This is a genomic window from Prevotella melaninogenica, from assembly GCF_018128065.1.
Classification (GTDB): domain Bacteria; phylum Bacteroidota; class Bacteroidia; order Bacteroidales; family Bacteroidaceae; genus Prevotella.
The window spans coordinates 37504-57117 of sequence record NZ_CP072360.1 but is presented as its reverse complement, the minus strand read 5'-3'; the positions used below and the strand labels follow the sequence as shown (position 1 = coordinate 57117).

15 protein-coding genes, 1 tRNA gene and 1 pseudogene are annotated in these 19614 nt (G+C 43.0%); 8 read left to right on the top strand and 9 right to left on the bottom strand.

The annotated features are described in order from the left end of the window. Positions 1–155: 155 nt before the first annotated feature. Positions 156–1477, top strand: a pseudogene (locus tag J5A56_RS06180) (UDP-N-acetylmuramoyl-tripeptide--D-alanyl-D-alanine ligase). Between the two features lie 75 nt (positions 1478–1552). Then, positions 1553–1625: transfer RNA gene (locus J5A56_RS06175), tRNA-Pro, on the top strand. 98 nt (positions 1626–1723) lie between these two features. Here J5A56_RS06175 and dusB read toward each other — a convergent pair. Continuing rightward, positions 1724–2680, bottom strand: a complete 957-nt coding sequence (dusB, locus tag J5A56_RS06170) for a tRNA dihydrouridine synthase DusB (protein WP_021672244.1) — start codon at positions 2678–2680, stop codon at positions 1724–1726. A 222-nt stretch (positions 2681–2902) separates the two neighbouring features. Between dusB and J5A56_RS06165 the strand changes: the two genes are divergently transcribed. The 4 genes from J5A56_RS06165 (at position 2903) to J5A56_RS06150 (ending at position 6507) form a co-directional block, all read left to right on the top strand. Further along, the gene (locus tag J5A56_RS06165) at positions 2903–4780 is read left to right on the top strand and encodes a heavy metal translocating P-type ATPase (RefSeq protein WP_021672243.1); all 1878 of its coding nucleotides are present in this window, start codon (positions 2903–2905) and stop codon (positions 4778–4780) included. Positions 4781–5095: 315 nt separating this feature from the next. Beyond that, entirely contained in the window at positions 5096–5689 is a 594-nt protein-coding gene (locus J5A56_RS06160; RefSeq protein ID WP_021672242.1) for a hypothetical protein, read from the top strand. 136 nt (positions 5690–5825) lie between these two features. After that, a complete protein-coding gene (locus tag J5A56_RS06155; protein WP_021672241.1) occupies positions 5826–6317 on the top strand; it encodes a hypothetical protein in 492 nt (163 codons plus the stop codon). Further along, positions 6307–6507, top strand: a complete 201-nt coding sequence (locus J5A56_RS06150) for a helix-turn-helix transcriptional regulator (RefSeq protein ID WP_021672240.1) — start codon at positions 6307–6309, stop codon at positions 6505–6507. Before J5A56_RS06155 ends, J5A56_RS06150 begins: the two co-directional genes overlap by 11 nt. A gap of 215 nt (positions 6508–6722) precedes the next feature. Here J5A56_RS06150 and ahpF read toward each other — a convergent pair whose 3' ends face one another. Both ahpF and ahpC read right to left on the bottom strand, forming a co-directional pair. Then, positions 6723–8276 (bottom strand): alkyl hydroperoxide reductase subunit F, encoded by a 1554-nt coding sequence (ahpF, locus tag J5A56_RS06145; protein ID WP_021672239.1) that lies wholly within the window; start codon positions 8274–8276, stop codon positions 6723–6725. 127 nt (positions 8277–8403) lie between these two features. Then, a complete protein-coding gene (gene ahpC / locus J5A56_RS06140) occupies positions 8404–8970 on the bottom strand; it encodes an alkyl hydroperoxide reductase subunit C (RefSeq protein WP_021672238.1) in 567 nt (188 codons plus the stop codon). A 647-nt stretch (positions 8971–9617) separates the two neighbouring features. On the opposite strand from ahpC, the gene J5A56_RS06135 reads away from it, so the two are divergent. Then, positions 9618–10520, top strand: a complete 903-nt coding sequence (locus tag J5A56_RS06135) for a hydrogen peroxide-inducible genes activator (RefSeq protein ID WP_021672237.1) — start codon at positions 9618–9620, stop codon at positions 10518–10520. A gap of 166 nt (positions 10521–10686) precedes the next feature. Here the strand turns inward: J5A56_RS06135 and J5A56_RS06130 are convergent, their stop codons facing one another. From J5A56_RS06130 to glpA, 6 genes are all read right to left on the bottom strand, one after another. Next, entirely contained in the window at positions 10687–11640 is a 954-nt protein-coding gene (locus J5A56_RS06130) for an HAD family hydrolase (protein ID WP_021672236.1), read from the bottom strand. Positions 11641–11686: 46 nt separating this feature from the next. Next, on the bottom strand, positions 11687–12433 hold the full coding sequence (locus J5A56_RS06125) for an MIP/aquaporin family protein (protein ID WP_036920044.1): 747 nt from the start codon (positions 12431–12433) through the stop codon (positions 11687–11689). Positions 12434–12469: 36 nt separating this feature from the next. Beyond that, positions 12470–13960, bottom strand: a complete 1491-nt coding sequence (gene glpK, locus J5A56_RS06120) for a glycerol kinase GlpK (protein WP_021672234.1) — start codon at positions 13958–13960, stop codon at positions 12470–12472. Between the two features lie 65 nt (positions 13961–14025). Further along, the gene (glpC, locus tag J5A56_RS06115; RefSeq protein ID WP_021672233.1) at positions 14026–15282 is read right to left on the bottom strand and encodes an anaerobic glycerol-3-phosphate dehydrogenase subunit GlpC; all 1257 of its coding nucleotides are present in this window, start codon (positions 15280–15282) and stop codon (positions 14026–14028) included. A 4-nt stretch (positions 15283–15286) separates the two neighbouring features. After that, positions 15287–16537, bottom strand: a complete 1251-nt coding sequence (gene glpB, locus J5A56_RS06110) for a glycerol-3-phosphate dehydrogenase subunit GlpB (RefSeq protein ID WP_021672232.1) — start codon at positions 16535–16537, stop codon at positions 15287–15289. Positions 16538–16653: 116 nt separating this feature from the next. Then, on the bottom strand, positions 16654–18252 hold the full coding sequence (glpA, locus tag J5A56_RS06105) for an anaerobic glycerol-3-phosphate dehydrogenase subunit A (protein ID WP_021672231.1): 1599 nt from the start codon (positions 18250–18252) through the stop codon (positions 16654–16656). 432 nt (positions 18253–18684) lie between these two features. Here glpA and J5A56_RS06100 point away from each other — a divergent pair, with 432 nt between their 5' ends. Beyond that, positions 18685–19518, top strand: a complete 834-nt coding sequence (locus J5A56_RS06100; protein ID WP_231370819.1) for an SPFH domain-containing protein — start codon at positions 18685–18687, stop codon at positions 19516–19518. Positions 19519–19614: the final 96 nt, after the last annotated feature.

The window sequence follows — 19614 nt, the reverse complement described above, 5'->3', positions numbered from 1 at the left end:
TATGTTGTAGGGTGAAATCAAGGTTACATCGAATAGCAAACTTATCAACCCCGCTAACTATTGGTAACATCATTTCTAAGAATAAAAAAAGACATTCTTTGCTTTGCATTGTCTTTCATTTAGCTTACCTTTGCACTAAGAATAAAGTAAACGCAATGGATATACAAGATATATATAAGATTTACCAAACGAATCCCATCGTGACCACCGATAGTCGTAACTGTCCTGAAGGAAGTATCTTCGTGGCATTGAAGGGAACCTCATTCGATGGGAATAAGTTTGCTGAAGCAGCTTTGGAAAAAGGCTGTAGCTATGCAATCATTGACGAGAAAGAATATGCAAAGGCAGGTGACGAGCGTTATATCCTCGTTGATGATGCCCTTGTTACTTATAAGGAATTGGCACGCGAACATCGCCGTCAGTTCTCAATCCCTGTGATTGGTATTACAGGAACAAACGGGAAGACAACGAGCAAGGAACTTATCTCTGCTGTCTTGGCTGAGAAGTTTAATGTTCATCATACTGAGGCAAATTATAACAATGATGTGGGTGTGCCTCGCACCTTACTTGATATTCGTCCTGAACACGAGATTGCGGTTATCGAGATGGGTGCTTCTCATCCTGGTGACATTGAGAAACTGGTTACATACGCAGAGCCAACTTGCGGTTTGATTACCAATGTCGGACGTGCTCATCTGCAAGGCTTTGGTAGTTTTGAGGGCGTAAAGCAGACGAAGGGTGAACTCTATGATTACCTCAAAGCGCATGATTGTCTGCTTTTTCTTAATGAGAGCAATCCTGACTTGATAGAGATGGCAAAACAACGTGAGTTTAATCGTATCATAACTTATGGACAGGATGATACTGCTGACGTACAGGGTTATGTTGTTAGTTGTGCGCCATGCTTGAAGTTTGAATGGCAATCATCAAGCCTTAACACCCACCACCCATCACCTACCACCTACGAAGTCCAGACCCATCTCATTGGTTCTTACAACTTAGATAATATGTTGGCAGCCATTGCTATTGGTCTTCACTTTGGTGTTACGCCACAGCAAATCAACCATGCTTTGGAGAATTATGTGCCTCATAACAATCGTTCACAGTTGACAGAGACGGCACATAACAAACTTATTGTGGATGCTTACAACGCTAATCCATCCAGTATGGCTGCTGCGATAGAGAACTTCCAGCTGATGGATGTAGAGAATAAGATGGCTATTCTCGGTGATATGCGCGAACTTGGAGAGGCTTCTGCAGAAGAACATCAGAAGATTGTAGAGCTATTAAAGGCTACGGATATTCGTAATGTGTGGTTAGTAGGAGAGGAATTTGGCAAAACACAAACTGATTTCCGTAAGTTCAATGACATAGAGGAAGTAAAAGCAGAGATAGCTCGTCAGCGTCCTGAAGACCATTATATCTTGATAAAAGGTAGTAATGGAATCAAACTTTTGAACTTCCAGCCTTGTTATAGCAGGCAAGAAAAAAGAAAGAAAGTTTACGATAGTTCTGAAAAAATAATTATCTTTGCATCTGCTTATACAGCAATCGGGATGTAGCGCAGTTGGTAGCGCACTACGTTCGGGACGTAGGGGTCGCCAGTTCGACTCTGGTCATCCCGACTGAAAAAGGGAAGAAGCCACTCGGTTTCTTCCTTTTTTGGTTTTATTGGGCTAATTAGCCTTATTAGCCTAATTAGGCCTATAAGCCTTATTAATTATCATTCCCTTAGCTTCTCCCTGCAATCTTCAAGGATAGCCATCAGCTCATCCATCTTTGTTGTACGTAACATGGCGATGCGTGTCTGCTTAAAGTCAGGTACTCCTTTGAAGATAGGCGATGCGGCTAAGTGACGACGAGTATGCAAGATGCCACGATGTTCGTCAATACGCTCCACATTAATACGTAGCATTTCTTCAAGAATATCAATCTTGTCATCGATAGTCAACTGCTTATCGCTTTGATTGAAGAGCCACGGACAACCAAAGGTAGCACGACCAATCATCACGGCATCAACACCATAACGGTCGAACTTCTCATTCGCTTCCTCAATACTTGTCACGTCACCATTGCCAATGATGGGGATATGAATGCGTGGGTTGTTCTTTACCTCACCTATCAATGTCCAGTCAGCCTCACCTGTGTACATCTGTGAACGGGTACGTCCATGAATCGTCAATGCCTGTATACCACAGTCTTGCAGTTGCTCTGCAAGGTCGGTAATAATCAAGTTGTCGTTATCCCAACCTAAACGAGTTTTCACTGTGACAGGTGTGTTGACAGCCTTCACCACCTCACGTGTGATATCAAGTAGCAGTGGGATGTTCTTCAACATACCAGAGCCAGCGCCCTTGTTAGCCACCTTCTTCACTGGACAACCAAAGTTAATATCAATCACGTCGGGCTTAACCTGTTCTACAATCTTAGCTGCTTCAACCATTGAAGCTACATCTCTGCCGTATATCTGTATTCCTACAGGGCGCTCGCTGTCGTCAATGACTATCTTTGAAAGCGTTGACTTGATACTGCGGATGACTGCATCAGCCGACACAAATTCCGTATATACCATAGCTGCACCGAAACGTTTACACATCTTTCGGAAGCCAATATCTGTCACATCTTCCATCGGAGCCAAGAATAGTGGGCGCTCCCCAAAATCTATCGTTCCTATTTTCATAGATGCAAAGGTAACGAAAAGGCTTTGAATAGTAAAGGAGTAAGAAGGCAAAAAAGCAAAAGGAAGGAATGTTTTAAAAGCTAATAGGGTTGAGAGGTGAAAAGAAAAAGGTTAAAAAGCTGTGTGTTTTTTCATTTCATTACAACCACCTTTGCAACCCAGTTGCAAAACATAATCTTTATCTTTGCAGCAGATTATTAATGCAGTAATAGGTTTAAGGTTATGAATAAGAAACTTTTAAGAATTATTCTTACGGCTGTACTCCTCGCAGGAGCATGGCTTGTTGAGCATTTTGTAGCACTCCCAATGTGGCAGGTGTTGCTTGTTTATTTGGTTCCTTATCTGGTTATCAGTTATGATGTATTAGGTGAAGCTATTGAGGGCGTTATGGAAGGTGACCCTTTTGATGAGAATTTCCTTATGAGTATTGCGACAATTGGTGCATTGCTCATCGGTTTCCTTCCTGGTGCTGAACCACAGTTTATCGAAGGAGTCTTCGTAATGTTGTTCTTTCAATTGGGCGAACTCTTTGAGCATTATGCGGAAGATAAGGCACGCGACTCCATCTCTGAGCTGATGGATATCCGTCCCGATGTAGCCAACGTGGAGCAAAATGGAGTGGTAGCGAGGGTAAGTCCTGAAGAGGTAAAGATTGGTGAGACGGTGATAGTGAAGCCAGGAGAGAAGATTCCATTGGATGGAAAGGTACTTGAGGGAACGTCCAGTCTTAATACCGTAGCCTTGACAGGTGAGAGTATGCCACGTGATGTCAGTGCGGGGATGGACGTTATCTCAGGTTGTGTCAACCTTTCTGGTGTGTTGAAAGTACGTGTTGACAAGCCTTACAGCGAGTCTACGGCAGCAAAGATTATCCAACTCGTTGAGCAAGCAGGCGATAACAAGTCACGCAGCGAATCGTTCATCCGACGTTTTGCACGTGTCTATACGCCTATCGTGGTGATTGCAGCCCTTGCCTTAGCTGTTATTCCTCCTTTTTTCTATGATAGTTATGCACCCGCTTTCGGTATTTGGCTTTATCGTGCATTGACTTTCTTGGTCGTAAGTTGTCCGTGTGCTTTGGTTATCTCTATCCCGCTGACCTTCTTTGCGGGTATCGGTGGCGCATCCCATAAGGGTATCCTCATCAAGGGTGGCAACTATATGGATGCTTTGACAAAGCTCTCTACGGTAGTTTTCGATAAGACGGGAACATTGACAAAGGGAACTTTTGAGGTTGAGGCTATCCACCCTGAGAAACTTTCTGAACAAGAGTTGCTCCATTTGGCAGCCCACGTAGAACGTTTTTCTACGCATCCTATCGCCATTGCTCTTCGCACAGCTTATGCTAAAGAGAAGGATAATTGCTGCGTAGATAATATACAAGAAACGGCAGGACAGGGCATCACTGCCACTGTAAATGGTAAGAAAGTAAGCGTTGGTAATGCTCGTTTGATGACAGCACTTGGGATGGAAATACCTGTTTGCAAACGTTGTGTCAGCCACATCGGTACGATGGTTCACGTTGCTGTTGATGGTGAATATGCTGGTCATATTATTATTTCTGACCAGTTGAAAGCTGATGCCATTGAAGCTATTGAGCAGCTGAAAGCATTAGGTGTTCGTAAGACTGTTATGTTGACCGGCGACAAGAGGGAAGTTGCTGAGCAAGTTGCTGAACAGACAAAGGTGACGGAATATTATGCAGAACTGCTCCCTGCCGACAAGGTGAGCCACGTTGAACGGCTCATTGCAGAGAAGAGTGGAAACGAAACAATCGCCTTTGTCGGTGATGGTATCAATGATGCGCCTGTGTTGGCACGTGCTGATGTGGGTATTGCTATGGGTGCTTTGGGTAGTGATGCTGCTATCGAAGCTGCCGATGTAGTATTGATGGATGACAAACCTTCGAAGATTGCGCTTGCAATCAAGCTCTCCAGTCGTACTATCTTTATTGCAAAAGAGAACGCCTGGTTTGCTATTGGTATAAAGGTTGCGGTCCTTCTCCTTGCCACCTTTGGTATGGCAAGTATGGGATTAGCCGTCTTTGCCGATGTTGGCGTGATGGTTCTTGCCGTTCTTAATGCGATGAGAGCAAGGTAAGAATAAGCTGTTTCCGAATTATTTTCATGAAAAAAATATTTATTTTCACGAAGAAAAATATTTGTTTTCATGAAAATAAATTCTTTTTTTCATGAAAGTAATTCGGTGTCTGTCTCAAAGTAGCGATGTAAATACCTTTTTTAGTATTATGGAAAGCAAGTTTTGATAAAACAAGAGAGTGCTTTGTTTTTTGATGATAGATGGGTTTTCATTCTTAAACAATGTTACAGTCTTGTGTTTTTACGATAAAAATAATTACGGAGGAAGCTAAATGAGAAAACTTTTGTGTAAGTTTGCTGTGTCGAAGTGATAGTTATGCAGATACGACTTGTTCTATTTTTTTTGTGGCTTTTGCTACCATTCTCGTCAGTTCAGGCACAAAAAGTTCTGGTATGTGATGGGGCTACGCACTTTCCGATACGTGATGTGTTGGTTAGTGCGGATGGAAAGAATGTGGGACTTACTACTTGGCAAGGCATCATTAATCTACCTGATTCATTTCAGACTGCCACTTTCAAAAAGAAAGGATACGCACCTGAGAAACTGTTGAGAGATGAGGTGTTGCGTGATACAGTCTTTCTTTTTCCCGCTGAACATTATCTTGATGAGGTCGTGGTGATAGGAAAACAGGTTGTTGACGGGCGTGAACTGTTGAAGAAGATGCCGAAGCGAGATATCTTAGAGAAGAAGCCAGCCCATTCTCTATTAGAGTTTGATGTTGGGCTTATGCTTGATAAACGGTTACGCAGAGACCGTCAGCATGTTGAGAAGCTACGTGAAGTTTTCAAGAAAATGGATGGTTTAGAGGATAAGGAAGACCCTATCCTCAAGGCTTATCGTTTGACACAACGGGATTTAAAAGCTGATTCTATTCAGAAAAAGAATGAGATAAAAGACCAGAAAAAGTAGCTTTAAATGTGAATATAGGTTAAATATAAGATTATTAAAGCAATCTTTTTGTATAGTTTACTTGACTTTTAGAAAAGGAAGTGTTACTTTTGTGGCGTGATAGATATCTTGTCTTATTAATTTAAAAAGCTACTTTATGAAAACAGATTATCTTTTACCCCACATCTTTAGGAAGATTGGTTGGTTTATTTTTATCCCTTGCTTTGTCATGATTATGGTTTCTTGGTTAGGTATTAATGACTGGTTTAATGATGAAAGACTGAGTTTTATTACCTTACACATTGGAAACTTGAGTTTCTTTGCTCCTGAACAAGAGGGACGTACTTTCTTTTATTTTGCGCAGGAAGACATGTTTTCAGAAATTGTCTACTGTTTGACCTTTATCTCTCTTTATATGATAGCATTTTCAAAGGAAAGAGTTGAGGATGAATATGTTGAACATCTCCGTATGCGTTCATTAGTATGGGCACTGAAAGTAAATACGATTTTCTTTGTAATCTTCACGTGGTTCTGCTTTGGTATGGTTTATATCACGTTGTTAATGCTATCAATGTTCAGCATATTTCTGCTGTTTCACTTCCGTTTTCTTTACGAACTACATAAAAGGAGAATAGATAATGAAGAATAGTATAAGAGTAGAGCGGGCAATAAAGCGTATGACCCAAGCGCAATTAGCAGAACTTATTGGGGTATCTCGTCAAACGGTTGTCGCTATTGAAAGCGAGAAGTATGTTCCCTCAACAGTTCTCAGTCTGAAGATAGCACGTGTTTTCGATAAGCGTGTAGATGATATTTTTGAACTTGAAGAAAACGATTAAAGTCTTGTATCTATACTCCCTCATTTTCGATATCATCGGTAATCATAATTATGAATTTTGAATTATGCATTATGAATTATCAAAGTAATCATAATTATGAATTCTGAATTGTGAATTTAGAATTAACCGAAAAAGGCCCGATGGGCAAGGTGAAAGTAACTCACACTTGCCTCATCGGACTCAACATATACTCAAGTCAGAGAAGATTAGTTGTATTATATCACGCCACGGATACGGTCATCAAAGGCTGAAAGGGCAGCCTTTGCACCTTCTCCCATAGCGATTGTAATCTGTTTGTAAGGTACCGTTGTAACGTCACCAGCAGCATATACGCCACTCAGACTTGTACGGTTGGTTGCATCAACGATAATTTCATTGCGAGGAGTAACCTCTACTTGATCCTTGAAAGCATCGCTGTTTGGCGACAAGCCAATCTGAACAAAGACACCATCTAAGGTAATTTCGCGCTCCTCGTCATTGGTGCGGTTCTTCACTTTGATACCCGATAGCTTCTGACCATCACCCAAGAGGGCTGTTGTCTGAGTAGAAAGGAAGACCTCAACATTAGGCAGACTGACTACTTTCTGCTGTAGAACCTCATCGGCACGCATTGTATCAGCGAACTCAAGAACCGTCACGTGACGGCAGATGCCAGCCAAGTCGATAGCTGCTTCGATACCAGAGTTACCGCCACCGATGACTGCTACGTCCTTACCTTTGTAGAAAGGACCATCGCAATGAGGGCAGAAATGCTCACCATGACCGATATATTTATCCTCATCTGGCAGACCAAGACGGCGCCAGCTTGCACCTGTTGCGATCACAACAGCTGGTGCGGTGAAGGTTTCGCCACCACGAACAGAAACAGTCTTCACAGCCTCTTTCAGGTTGGTAGAAACCACTTTGCGGTTGTCGAACACGTCGATAGAATATTCATTGATATGCGTGCGGAGGTCAGCAGCAAGCTGTGTACCTGTTGTCTTTGTGACAGAAATAAGGTTTTCGATGCCTGTTGTATCGTTTACCTGTCCTCCGATGCGCTCTGCAACGATAGCTACGCGCAAGCCTTTGCGGGCAGAGTAGATAGCAGAAGATGCTCCAGCAGGACCACCACCAAGTACGATAACATCATATTCACGTACTGTCTGCACAGCATTCTCATCGTGATCGGTGCCTACCTTGTCCTCTAACTCCTGCAAAAGGATACCGAGATCGCCACGACCAGTATGCAATGGCTCTCCATTGACATATACAGAAGGTACGCCCTGTATGTTCAAACGTTGTATTTCGTCCTGACATAGACCACCGTCAATCATCTCATTGCTGATATTTGGGTTGATGAGAGCCATCACGTTAAGTGCCTGAACAACGTCAGGACAGTTCGTACAGGTGAGTGAAACGTAGGTTTGAAGACGGATTTCACCCTTCAATGACTTAATACGTGCAGCAATTGCCTCGTCAGGAAGGTTCTTACCTTGTCCGTCAGTATTGAGAACAGCGAGGAGCAGGGAGGTAAACTCGTGTCCGTTTGGTATACCACGGAAGCTGATACCAGTCTCTTCACCATTGCGAAGAATACTGAATGCGAATTGTCCTCCTTCTTGATAAACAGTCTTAATCTTATCAGATGTAGAAGCAAAGTCTTCTATGAAAGAAGAATACTCTGCTGAATTTTCGTCATTGCTGTTGCGTGTAACGCTGAGCGTAATGTCAGATGAGAGCGAAGCAAAGACACCTTTCACCTGTTCGAGTATGTTTGAATCTAACATAGGGCTTGTAAATTTCTCTTTATATTATAAAAAAGTGGAGAGACAAAGTTCGAAGACTTATCTCTCCACCATAACTTCTATGACACTTCTATGACACTTCTATGTCAGTTATTACAGATTCTAAGTCTTAGAGCTTACCTACGAGGTCGATGCTTGGCTTCAATGTTTCGCCACCCTTCTTCCACTTAGCTGGGCAAACCTCGCCATCGTGAGAAGCAACAAACAAAGCAGCCTCAACCTTACGAACGAGCTCATCAGCGTTACGACCGATGCTGTTGTCCTGGATTTCAGCAATCTTAACGAGACCCTCTGGGTTTACGAGGAATGTACCACGGTAAGCCACACCTTCATCCTCTTTGTATACACCGAAGCCACGGCTCAATACGCCAGTTGGGTCAGCAAGCATCGTGTACTTGATCTTTCTGATTGTCTCAGAAGCGTCGTGCCAAGCCTTGTGTACGAAGTGAGTATCAGTACTTACTGAGAATACCTCTACACCAAGACCCTTGAGCTGCTCGTACTTGTCAGCCAAATCCTCCAACTCTGTAGGACATACGAAAGTGAAGTCAGCTGGATAGAAGAAGAAGAGTGCCCATTTGCCCTCAATATCCTTGCTTGAAACGGTCTTAAACTGTCCGTCCTGAAAAGCCTGAACGGTAAACTCTGGTGCGTGTGCATTGATAATTGGTTCCATATTTTCTTAAAACTATTTATGTGATGAATTATTTTTTGTTTTGCAATGCAAAGTTAGTATTTGTAATTATTACAGCCAATAGATAAAATCTATATGCTGATTAATAAAATCTATCAAGCTTATCAACAGTGTTGATTATCAACAAGTTGCACTCATTTATTTGGTAAATTAAAAGATTACCTTCAACTAAAAAAAATATTAAACATATACCTATACAATGCAATACTGAATAGAAAGCACTCGTATTGCCTTTGAAAAGCAAGATGAATAAGCAAAGAACAACTCTTACTTAATCACAAGTTGTAGTCAATAGAATCATATATAATAAGGTTGTAAACCTTTAATATGCTTGGTGTTCAGCCTCCGCACGCTTTGTGTTCAGCCTCCGCACCACATGTGCGGGGCGTTAACACACTTAGTGGGTGGTGGCTTGTTGATTGTTGGGTGATGGTTGTTAGGTGATGAGGAATACTGATATGAAACCTATAAGGTGGTAAAGATTAATACTTATTTATAGTGATTGGGCGTGTATGCACTCACTATAAAGGATGAAAAAGAGCTATATTAAGCATAAAAACACGATGATAGCACGGCTATTCGGCTTTTTTTATCTATTTTTGCCATAGTCTATACATGGTATTAGAAGAATGACACTACAACAATTAGAATATGTAATGGCAGTTTATCGGCTCAAACATTTTGCAAAGGCAGCCGATGATTGCAACGTCACACAGCCAACACTTAGTTCGATGATTCAAAAATTGGAGGACGAATTAGGTGTGAAAATCTTTGATCGTAAGCGTCAGCCTATACAGCCAACACAAGCGGGAATGAAGGTGATAGAGGAGGCTTGGAAGGTGCTTACACGTGCAAAGAAACTCAAGCAAGTCATTGACGAGGAACGTCAGGTGCTTACGGGTACCTTTGAAGTAGGAGTTTTGCCAACCATCGCACCTTACCTTATTCCACGTTTCTTCCCTCAGTTGATGAACGAACACCCAGAGATGGATGTGCGAATTACGGAGATGAAGACTGAGGAGATGCGCAGAGCGCTCCGTCGGGGCGATATAGATGCTGGAATCTTAGCACGTGTTGACGGACTGGAAGAGATGGATTGCACACCGCTCTATCGCGAACAGTTCTTTGCTTACGTAGCAGAAAGCGACCCATTGTTTGAGAAGAAGTTTATTCGTCCTGCTGACTTGTCGGGAGAGTACCTGTGGTTGTTGGACGAAGGACATTGTTTCCGTGACCAGTTGGTGAAGTTTTGCCAGCTAAAGTCGGCTGCATTGAGCAAGAAGAGTTATAACTTAGGAAGCATAGAAACCTTTATGCGCATCGTAGAGCATGGTAAGGGAGTTACTTTTATACCACAGCTTGCGCTCTCACAGCTCACAAAGGAGCAGCATCATTTGGTACGTCCTTTTGCTTATCCAGTGCCTTCTCGTGAAATTATTCTTATGACTTCGCCTAACTTCATTCGTCATAGGTTGCTCCGTATGCTTGCAGATAGGATTAAAGAATCCTTACCAGATGGTTTCCAAAGCTAAACCTTAACAGCTTCTCTTAGGGAAGTAATAAGAACAGAAAGAGTAAACCCCAGCTACTTCAACAGTAACTGGGGTTCATTGTCATCCTTAAACAATCTTGCTAAGTAAATGATAGAACCTGTAAAACTAAAATTAAATTACATCTATATATGGAGAGATATGTGTTTTAATAGATAACAACGGCTGGATCAGAAACATCTGTAGCAGCGTTCTGTTTTACGTTGTATTCATCACATGCCCAGTTATAGTTTCCTTCGATAACGTCACGTGTGTACTCTGTAATACAGTTAGGATCAGCTGCCCAATACTGCTTAACAGTCTTGCCACCCATCACCTTCTGTGGTGTCTTGTCATCAGGATTAAGAATGAGTTTCAGACCCACAGAAGTGTTCATCATCTCCATATCGCCGCGACTGTTGCCTGCTGCGAAGAGTGGACGAGTCTTGATAAAGGTTCTTATAACCTCAGCCTTGCCCTCGTCTTGTGGTGAAGGGAATACAATCTGGTCAGTAACGACACCGCTCATCGTAACAAGTGACTTCACACCAATTACACGATCCTCTTGGAATCCGAGTTCTTCAACACAGAAACGCTGGTAGAGTAACTCTGGAGAAGCAGAGATGACCCATGTCTCGAAACCATAGTTGCGAAGGTTGGCAAGCAATGCCTTCATCTGAGGATAGAACTTATTCTGATACTTCTCGTGGAAACAATCATCGCCAATACGCTGTACCTCTTCTGGAGTAAGACCACTGAGGAACTTAATACGGTCGCGCTCACGACTGATAGCATCCTCTTTTATCATCTTGTCAACTAACTTGAACTTCTCAACAGACTTAGCATCCTTCTTGCCAGCATAGTTGCGACGAGCGTATTCGTAGAGAGCTTCCTCTGCAAGATAGTAAGGAACCTGACCGAAGAGGGTTCCGTCACAATCGAAGACAGCCACCTTACGGATGTTCATTGAGATAGTTGACTGGAGGAAAGCCTCAAGTTTTGCGTTGGTAGCATCAGTGAATCCTACAATCTTCTGATACTTGTAGGTCTGTGCTGAAAGCTGTATTGCACCAATGAAAAGGAATACAGCTACGAGTTGAAGGGTTCTTTTAAAATTCTTCATAATAGTATTGTTTTTAGTTATTGATAATTTTTTATTGACAAGTGGATTATAATTGGAGGAGGGCAGCACCGCAGAGTCCTGCAATAATACCGCCAACCATCGGACCGAGAACAGGTACCCAAGCATATGCCCAATCGTTGTCGCCCTTCATGCAAAGGGCATGAGCGATACGTGGTGATAGGTCACGAGCAGGATTCATAGCATATCCAGTTGGACCACCGAGTGACATTCCGAGTGCAATAATCAGCAGCGTAACAGGGATAGGACCGAGAGCTGCAAGCCCGAACTTGAAGTTTTTAGGGTCACAGCAGTTACCCTTTGAACTGAAACTGATGATGATAAAGACAAGTACTAATGTCGCAATCACCTCACAGAGGAAGTTCAATTTATAGTTGCGGATAGCTGGAGCGGTGCAGAAAGTACCAAGCTTCGCAGCATCACTGTCGGTTGCATCGTAGTGGTCTTTGTAGAAAATCCATACGAGGATAGCACCTAAGACACCGCCAATCATTTGTCCAGCGGCATAGATTGGTACTGAACTCCAAGGGAACATACCTGCTGCAGCTAAGCCAGCTGATACTGCTGGGTTAAGATGAGCACCCGTATAAGGACCTGCAACAAGCACACCCATACATACTGCGAGACCCCACGCAATGGTGATAACAATCCATCCCGAGTTCTGTCCTTTACTCTTGTTCAGCGTTACACAAGCACAAACACCATCTCCGAAAAGCACCAAAATCAGTGTTCCTAATAGTTCCATGAAGAACTGTGTTGTCATTGAATATTCCATAAGGATTGAATTATGGTTGTTATTGTATGTTAGGTCTTATCTTTTGGTCAGTGTTCTGTCAACGGCATCAGCCCAACCTGCTTTAGCTGCTTCGACAGTATCGCTGTCAGCAATAGGTTCAAAGCAACGTTCAACCTGCCATTGGTTCTTAATATCGTTGATATTCTTCCAGAAGCCAACAGCCAGACCTGCAAGATAAGCAGCACCTAAAGCGGTTGTCTCGGTGATACGTGGACGAACAACCTTAATGCCAAGAAGGTCTGCTTGAGTCTGCATCAAAAGGTTATTGCGTGATGCACCACCATCGACTTTTAACTCAGTAAGCGAAGCATTCATATCCTTTGCCATTGCTTGAGCAATGTCGTAAGTCTGGAAAGCAATACCATCAAGGGCAGCACGAGCGATATGTGCACGTGTCGTACCACGTGTTATGCCAATAATTGTACCACGAGCATACTGGTCCCAGTAGGGAGCTGCAAGACCTGTTAAGGCAGGAACGAAGTAAACGCCACCACTGTCTGGTACGGTTGAGGCTAAGTCTTCTATCTCTGATGACGAGGTGATGAAACCTAATCCATCACGCAACCATTGCACAACAGAGCCACCTACATAGATAGAACCTTCCAAAGCGTAGACTACATTATCACCAATTTTCCAAGCAATAGTGGTCAGTAGGTTATTCTTAGACATAACAGGCTTGTTACCAGTATTCAGCATTACGAAGCAGCCAGTACCGTATGTATTCTTGATAGAGCCCGGCTCAATGCACATCTGACCAAAGAGAGCTGCCTGTTGGTCACCAGCAATACCAGAGATAGGCACTTCGTGAGCGAAGATAGTTGTCTTGGTGTGACCATAAACCTCTGAACTTGATTTTACAGCAGGCATCATAGACATTGGAATGTCAAGCAACGTCATTAGTTCCTCGTCCCATTTCAGGTCGTGAATGTTGAAGAGCATGGTACGAGAAGCATTCGAAACGTCTGTTACATGCACCTCTCCACGGGTCAATCGCCATACCAACCATGAGTCAACGTTACCGAAGCGGAGCTTACCCATCTCGGCACGTTTGCGTGCGCCGGGAACGTTATCAAGAATCCACTTGATTTTTGTTCCGCTGAAATAAGCATCAATAATGAGACCTGTTTTCTCATGAATCTTGTCCGTCAAGTCCTGTGCTTTCAGCTCATCACAGAACTCAGAAGTACGGCGGTCCTGCCATACAATGGCGTTATAGATAGGTTCTTCGGTGTCAACATCCCACACGATAGTGGTTTCGCGCTGGTTAGTAATACCAATACCTGCGATATCAAGACCGTTAATATCAATGGCAGAGATAGCCTCAGCGATAACAGAAGCCTGTGAAGACCATATTTCGTTTGGGTTATGCTCTACCCATCCCGGTTGTGGGAAATACTGTGTAAACTCTTTCTGTGCTACAGACTTTATTTGTCCGTTGTGGTCAAAGACGATGGCTCTTGAACTTGTTGTTCCTTGATCGAGGGCTAAGATGAATTTCTTCTCCATGCTGGTTGTATTTTATAAGGTTGTTATTTTGTTTTTATTTTATCGTTGTTATTAGTAGAATCAGCCTATTCTATGCCATTTAACTTCCTTGTTTCCTCAACATCCAAGGCTTCGGCAAGGATAGAGATAGGGTTCTTTACATCATACCCTGTTGACATTTCAATCTGCCATTTACAGGTCTCGCAGTCGGTAGTGACGTAGTCTGGGTTTACATCCTTTATCTGTTTGAAGACTCCAGAGCCAATCTGCTGCGAGCGTTCATAGTTCTCTTTCTTGAATCCGTAAGTACCGGCAATACCGCAACATTGGGAGTCAAGCATTGTAAGTTTCAGTCCCGGAATCATCTTCAGTAGCTCTGTACTGTAGACAACCCAGCCCATCTTCTCCATATGACAAGCTGAATGGTAGGCTGCGTGCATCTTGAAATCCTTGCGGAAAGCAAGTTTTATATCTCCACTTTCTATCAGACGATAGAGGAATCGAGTAGCAAGTGTGATGTTTTCCTTCACATCATCGACCTTTATATCTAATAGATGCTCATATTCGTCACGCATCGTAAAGGTGCAGGTAGAACTTGTTGTGAGGACAACTCGGTTCTGCTTTGCTGCCTGACGAACAGAGTTAATGTTCACTTCTCCCTGCTTTCGCGCCTGATTACTGAGTCCGTTAGCAATCAATGCTACGCCACAACATTTCTCTTTCTCTAACAGGTGGACACCATAACCGACCGCATTCATAATCTTTACAAGGTCTTTGCCCAACTGTGGGAAGTTATAATTGACATAACAGCCGTGGAAGTAGCTTACGTGTTTCTTATAATTGTCTTGTTCTTTGGCTGCATTACGCTTGTACCATGTCTCAAACTTCTGACTGCTATAGGCTGGGAAACTACGATGTTTGTCAACACCCATCACACTGTGGAGCACAGCCTTGACAGGCTTCAGTCCCAAGGTGGTGTTGACAATCGGTGCAACCATATTCGCCATCGTACCCACGAAGTCGGTATTTGCCAACATTCTATCACGCAGGATAGGTCCGTGTGTACTGTATTTGATGCGTGAAGCCTGAATGATGTCAGCAATGCGAACACCTGAAGGACAGGCAACTTCGCAGCGCTTACAGTTCAGACACATCTTCAACGCATCGTCAAAGAACTTCTTGTCCTTGAGACGGTAGCGTTCCAAATCAGGTCCTGAATGTTTCGGACCGGGGTATTCTGGCTCCACTGCAGACACAGGGCAGTAGGCTGTACAGATGGAACACTTTAAGCATTGTTCCAAGTTATTACCGCTGATATTCTTTAGTTGTATTCCTTCTGGCATGACCTTATTTCCTTTCTATTATTGTTTCGGCTACCTGAAGGGCAGTCAAGAGTGAAACACCAGTACCATCAGCGAGTTTAATATTATTATGTCCGCTCAATAGGGAACCAATGACAAAGAGGTTGCTGATAGTTTTTCCGTCTTTTATAGCGTGGAAGTCTTTGTCTGTCTGCACACCATATTCCATGTAAGGCTGTGCTTCGAACGAGTCTTCCTTTGTCCATTCGCTTCGTGCTTCTGCAGCATCAACATCAAGATTGAAGACTGGTTCGAATACGTGTTGATAATTACTCTGCAGTCCGTGGCTCATGAATGAACCCGAAGCGAGGATGAATTCGTCTGCATAAAGTGTCTCATCAGGGAGGTTTTCGGTTGTGATAGACACGAGGCGATTCCCTTCAAAGATACCACTATTAGCTGTATCTCCCACCAATATCGTTCCACCTAAACGGCTGAAGAGTTGCTTCAAGAGGTGAGTAGTTCGTACGCCCGATACCGAAGGAGGAAGGGTTGCAAGAAACTCAATAGACTTCTTGACCATATTCTTTAGTTCGTTGAGACTCTCATTATCGCTGAAACCCAAGACTGCAGGTAGCAAGAGTGCTTCTACCTCTCCACTGATAGCGTTGATACGGTCAGCAACTTTGCGCAAGGCGAGCTTGTCTGATAGTACTTTGGCTATGTTGGTAGCGCGCATTTCAGTAGGACTTTTCCTCACACGGCTCAACTCTTCGGTAGTAAAAGACTTTACCTGACAAGCTACTCCGTGCTTCTTAAGATTCGCAGCGATGAACGCTGTTGGTAAATCTAAGAAACCTTGTATATTCAAGAGTTCTACACTTTTCCAAGGGAGAGTATCCTTTTGCTGGCTCACAGCATAGCCCTCTGTTGTCAGCCATGCAGGTTTTGTGGTTCCTAATGGAGTAAAACGATAATGATTCTGTGTGCTATCGCCAGTCGTCTTTACGCCAACTTCATTTAATAAAGCCTTTGCTTTATCGGCAAGGAGTCCGATTCTCTCAACTCCAATCTTCTTGTAAGGATGCTGGTCGTTTAGCGCTGCAATCGCTTCCAACGGATGTTCAACCACCTTTCCATTGTTATCATAGCCAAGCAGGTCGAACGAACCCGAATTGAAATGCAGACTGTTTTGTCCTGCTGACACAATACAAACACGTTTACCTGCGCTTGCCAGTGTGATACCAGCAGTGAGTCCGCTGAGTCCGCCACCTATTATAATAGTATCGTATCTCATTGTCGATTGTTTTTGATTGTGATAGATTGTTTAGAATCTTTGAGAACTCTATTGCTAATTGTGCGTTTATATAATTTAGCCTAATATAGATTTCACTTTCTTTCAAAAGCCTGTTATCAGTTTCTTAGTCCTAACAAGCCCTGATAGATAGCTGCTGTAAGCTGTGCTTCGTCAAGTGTGCTGCCCCAAGCAACGGGTTGCATACCTTTCCACCGTTCGTTGATGAAGTCGTGGAGATCGGTTAATGTTTTCTCTGCTTCGTCTCCTGCATCACACATTACACCAGCTGCTCGACATGCACAAAGTTCTCCTTGACAGGTTCCCATACCCACTCGGGTACGGCGACGCAGGTTGAGAAGGTCATGAACGTGCAACTTCTCCATTGCATATTTTACTTCACCGACACTCACTTCCTCACATTCGCAAACCAAGGAGCGGTCTTCTGCACTCTGATTGGGTATTTCCTGCACACGATAACCTTGTCTACCTTTAGCCGCATAGTGGGCAGTTGAATAGGTATGATGCTTGTTGTCAGTGTCTTGTCCTTCACTTCCGGGAAGTGGAAGGGTGGCTGTTTGGCATACAGCTTCTATACCTAATTTCTTACAAGCGAGGTCGGTTGCTATCTCAGCCATGAGTCGGTAGGTCATCATCTTACCACCAGTAATCGTGATAAGTCCTGCTAACCCATCTCGTTTCTCATGATCTAAGCAGATGATACCACGGCTGATGCTACGTCCTGATGGGTCGTTGTCAGCAGCAACAAGTGGTCGGACACCAGCGTAAGCACGAAGGATACGTGTCGTTGCAAGGCTCGGAGCAAGTTTCTCTCCCTCCTTTATCAATACGTCTACCTCTTCTTGTGTAATCTTTAGGTCGTCAATTGTGTCATAAGCTACGCGGTCGCTGGTTGTTCCAATGACGCATACAGCATCGTCTGGAACGAGGATATCTGCGTTTGCAGGCTTACGGCAACGATTGATAACCATGTTGTTAACACGGTGACCGAAGATGAGAAGCGTACCTTTAGCAGGAAACATATTAACCTTGATACCTGCCATCTTGACGATTTCATGTCCCCAAATGCCAGCCGCATTGATAACGATACGACTGCGAACTTCGCTTTCTTCGGCTGTATGATTATTGCGGAGACGAACGCCTTCCACACGACCATTGTTTAAAACGAGTCCTACCACCTGCTGATAGGTTAGGATATCAGCTCCATGACGATGAGCATCAAGAACATTAGCCGTCGTAAGATGGAAGGGATCAATGGAAGCATCTGGCACTCGCACAGCGCCAATCAAGTCGGGATTGACTGATGGCTCTATGCGACGTGCTTCTTCAGGTGAAATAATGTTAGCACTTATACCTGCTTCTTGGCAGGACTCTACGAATGTTTTCTGGTATTGTATGTCGTCTTCTGGCAGTGTAATAAACAGTCCATCAGTTGCTTCTATGCAATGATGAGCAATTCGACGGAGTATCATATTCTCTTTGATGCACTCGGAGGCTGACTCTGGGTCGGTCACTGCATAGCGTGCTCCACTATGGAGTAAGCCATGATTGCGACCCGTGGCACCATTACTGAAGTCGTACTTCTCTACAAGAAGCACACGTAGTCCACGCATAGCACAGTCGCGTGCTGTACCAGCGCCTGTAACACCTCCACCGATGATAATCACATCGTAATCTTTGTTTAATACGCTGCTCATTGTATAGGTAGTTGTAATTGATTAAAAAATTGTTCGCAATGTTTCGTAACGAAAGGTTTGATAAGTAATTAAACTGTTATTCAAAATGTTTTTGTTTCTTTTCGCAGCAAAGATATGTAATTTATTTGAAAATACCAAAAGTTGTTAACGTTTTTTATGGTTTTTGTTTCGTTTGGAAATATAAAGGCTTCCGTTTTATTGTTTTCTTGGGTGATTGTAATAAAATTTTGGGATTAAATCTGTAGCTTAGTCAGAGGATAACAATCGTATTTGTAGAAAAGATTATTTGTTACCTATTCTATTTTTTACTATCTTTGCAATGATAAGATTCTATATTTAATTATAAGTGTTATAATCCCATCTGATATGAAAATTAATTCTAAACACTCCGTTGAACAATATTCTAATTTTAATCTTAAAGATTTCTTTGGTATGAATAGTCCCAAAAAATTATTGATTCCTGCAGTACTTGTCGGCTTTCTCTGCATTGCCGGTCTTGCTTTTTTCTCATTTGTGAATCCTTCCTACGACCAAGAAGCTGCCTTGAAGATGAAACCAATCTTCTTTGGTAGTACGCGTGTTGCTGACGACCCAGTTAATTCAATCACACTGATAGCACCAACAACGACTGCCGTCTACTTCAATATTTTACCACAGAAGATGCAGTTCCAGTTTGATGATTTGCTCTCAAATGATAATACTCCACTTGATGTTAATATGTATATGATTATTCAAGTGAAGAAAGGACAGACCCCTGATTTGTTGAGAAACTATGGAGAGAACTGGTTTGAGAACTTTATTGAACCTTATTTCCGCAATAAAGTACGTGAGTATGTATCCTCTTGTTCACCATTCGACTTGATGAGTAACCGTGAGGTGCTTGCTAAGTTTGATGACCGTATCAAGCAGTCTATGCGCCAATATGTTGCTTCTCTATCAAAAAAAGCAAACTTCCCTATTGACATTCAGCAGGTAATTACCGACCGTGTGATGCCTAACAAGGAGCAATTGGAGGAAATGAACAAGACTGCTGCAAGTATTCAGGCTAAGCAGACACAGGAGAAACGTGCCGAAATGGAACTTGCACGTGCTAAGGCTGAGCGTAATAAGGCGGTGGCTGACAAGGCTTATATGACAGAGTTGAACCTTTCACCATCACAGTTTATTCAGCTGCGTGCATGGGATGTTATCGAGAAGAAGAATGGTGCAAACATAGATGTTCTCTTCGGAGGTGGTGAAACTCCGATGTGGAATATTCGTCGATAAGTAGAGATCCAGAAAGAAATAAATATTAATCCATTCGTGTGTTTGATGATAATAGTAGGCTAAGGCGGTAATGATAGTATTGCTGTAAAGGCTTGT

Excerpts from the sequence above, each read along its gene's own strand:
- J5A56_RS06135 (WP_021672237.1), top strand. The coding sequence starts at position 9,618 with ATGACACTACAACAATTAGAATATGTAATGGCAGTTTATCGGCTCAAA.
- glpC (WP_021672233.1), bottom strand. The coding sequence starts at position 15,282 with ATGCCAGAAGGAATACAACTAAAGAATATCAGCGGTAATAACTTGGAA.
- J5A56_RS06150 (WP_021672240.1), top strand. The coding sequence starts at position 6,307 with ATGAAGAATAGTATAAGAGTAGAGCGGGCAATAAAGCGTATGACCCAA.
- J5A56_RS06155 (WP_021672241.1), top strand. The coding sequence starts at position 5,826 with ATGAAAACAGATTATCTTTTACCCCACATCTTTAGGAAGATTGGTTGG.
- glpK (WP_021672234.1), bottom strand. The coding sequence starts at position 13,960 with ATGGAGAAGAAATTCATCTTAGCCCTCGATCAAGGAACAACAAGTTCA.
- ahpF (WP_021672239.1), bottom strand. The coding sequence starts at position 8,276 with ATGTTAGATTCAAACATACTCGAACAGGTGAAAGGTGTCTTTGCTTCG.
- glpB (WP_021672232.1), bottom strand. The coding sequence starts at position 16,537 with ATGAGATACGATACTATTATAATAGGTGGCGGACTCAGCGGACTCACT.
- glpA (WP_021672231.1), bottom strand. The coding sequence starts at position 18,252 with ATGAGCAGCGTATTAAACAAAGATTACGATGTGATTATCATCGGTGGA.
- J5A56_RS06130 (WP_021672236.1), bottom strand. The coding sequence starts at position 11,640 with ATGAAGAATTTTAAAAGAACCCTTCAACTCGTAGCTGTATTCCTTTTC.
- J5A56_RS06160 (WP_021672242.1), top strand. The coding sequence starts at position 5,096 with ATGCAGATACGACTTGTTCTATTTTTTTTGTGGCTTTTGCTACCATTC.
- J5A56_RS06100 (WP_231370819.1), top strand. The coding sequence starts at position 18,685 with ATGAATAGTCCCAAAAAATTATTGATTCCTGCAGTACTTGTCGGCTTT.
- ahpC (WP_021672238.1), bottom strand. The coding sequence starts at position 8,970 with ATGGAACCAATTATCAATGCACACGCACCAGAGTTTACCGTTCAGGCT.
- J5A56_RS06125 (WP_036920044.1), bottom strand. The coding sequence starts at position 12,433 with ATGGAATATTCAATGACAACACAGTTCTTCATGGAACTATTAGGAACA.
- J5A56_RS06165 (WP_021672243.1), top strand. The coding sequence starts at position 2,903 with ATGAATAAGAAACTTTTAAGAATTATTCTTACGGCTGTACTCCTCGCA.
- dusB (WP_021672244.1), bottom strand. The coding sequence starts at position 2,680 with ATGAAAATAGGAACGATAGATTTTGGGGAGCGCCCACTATTCTTGGCT.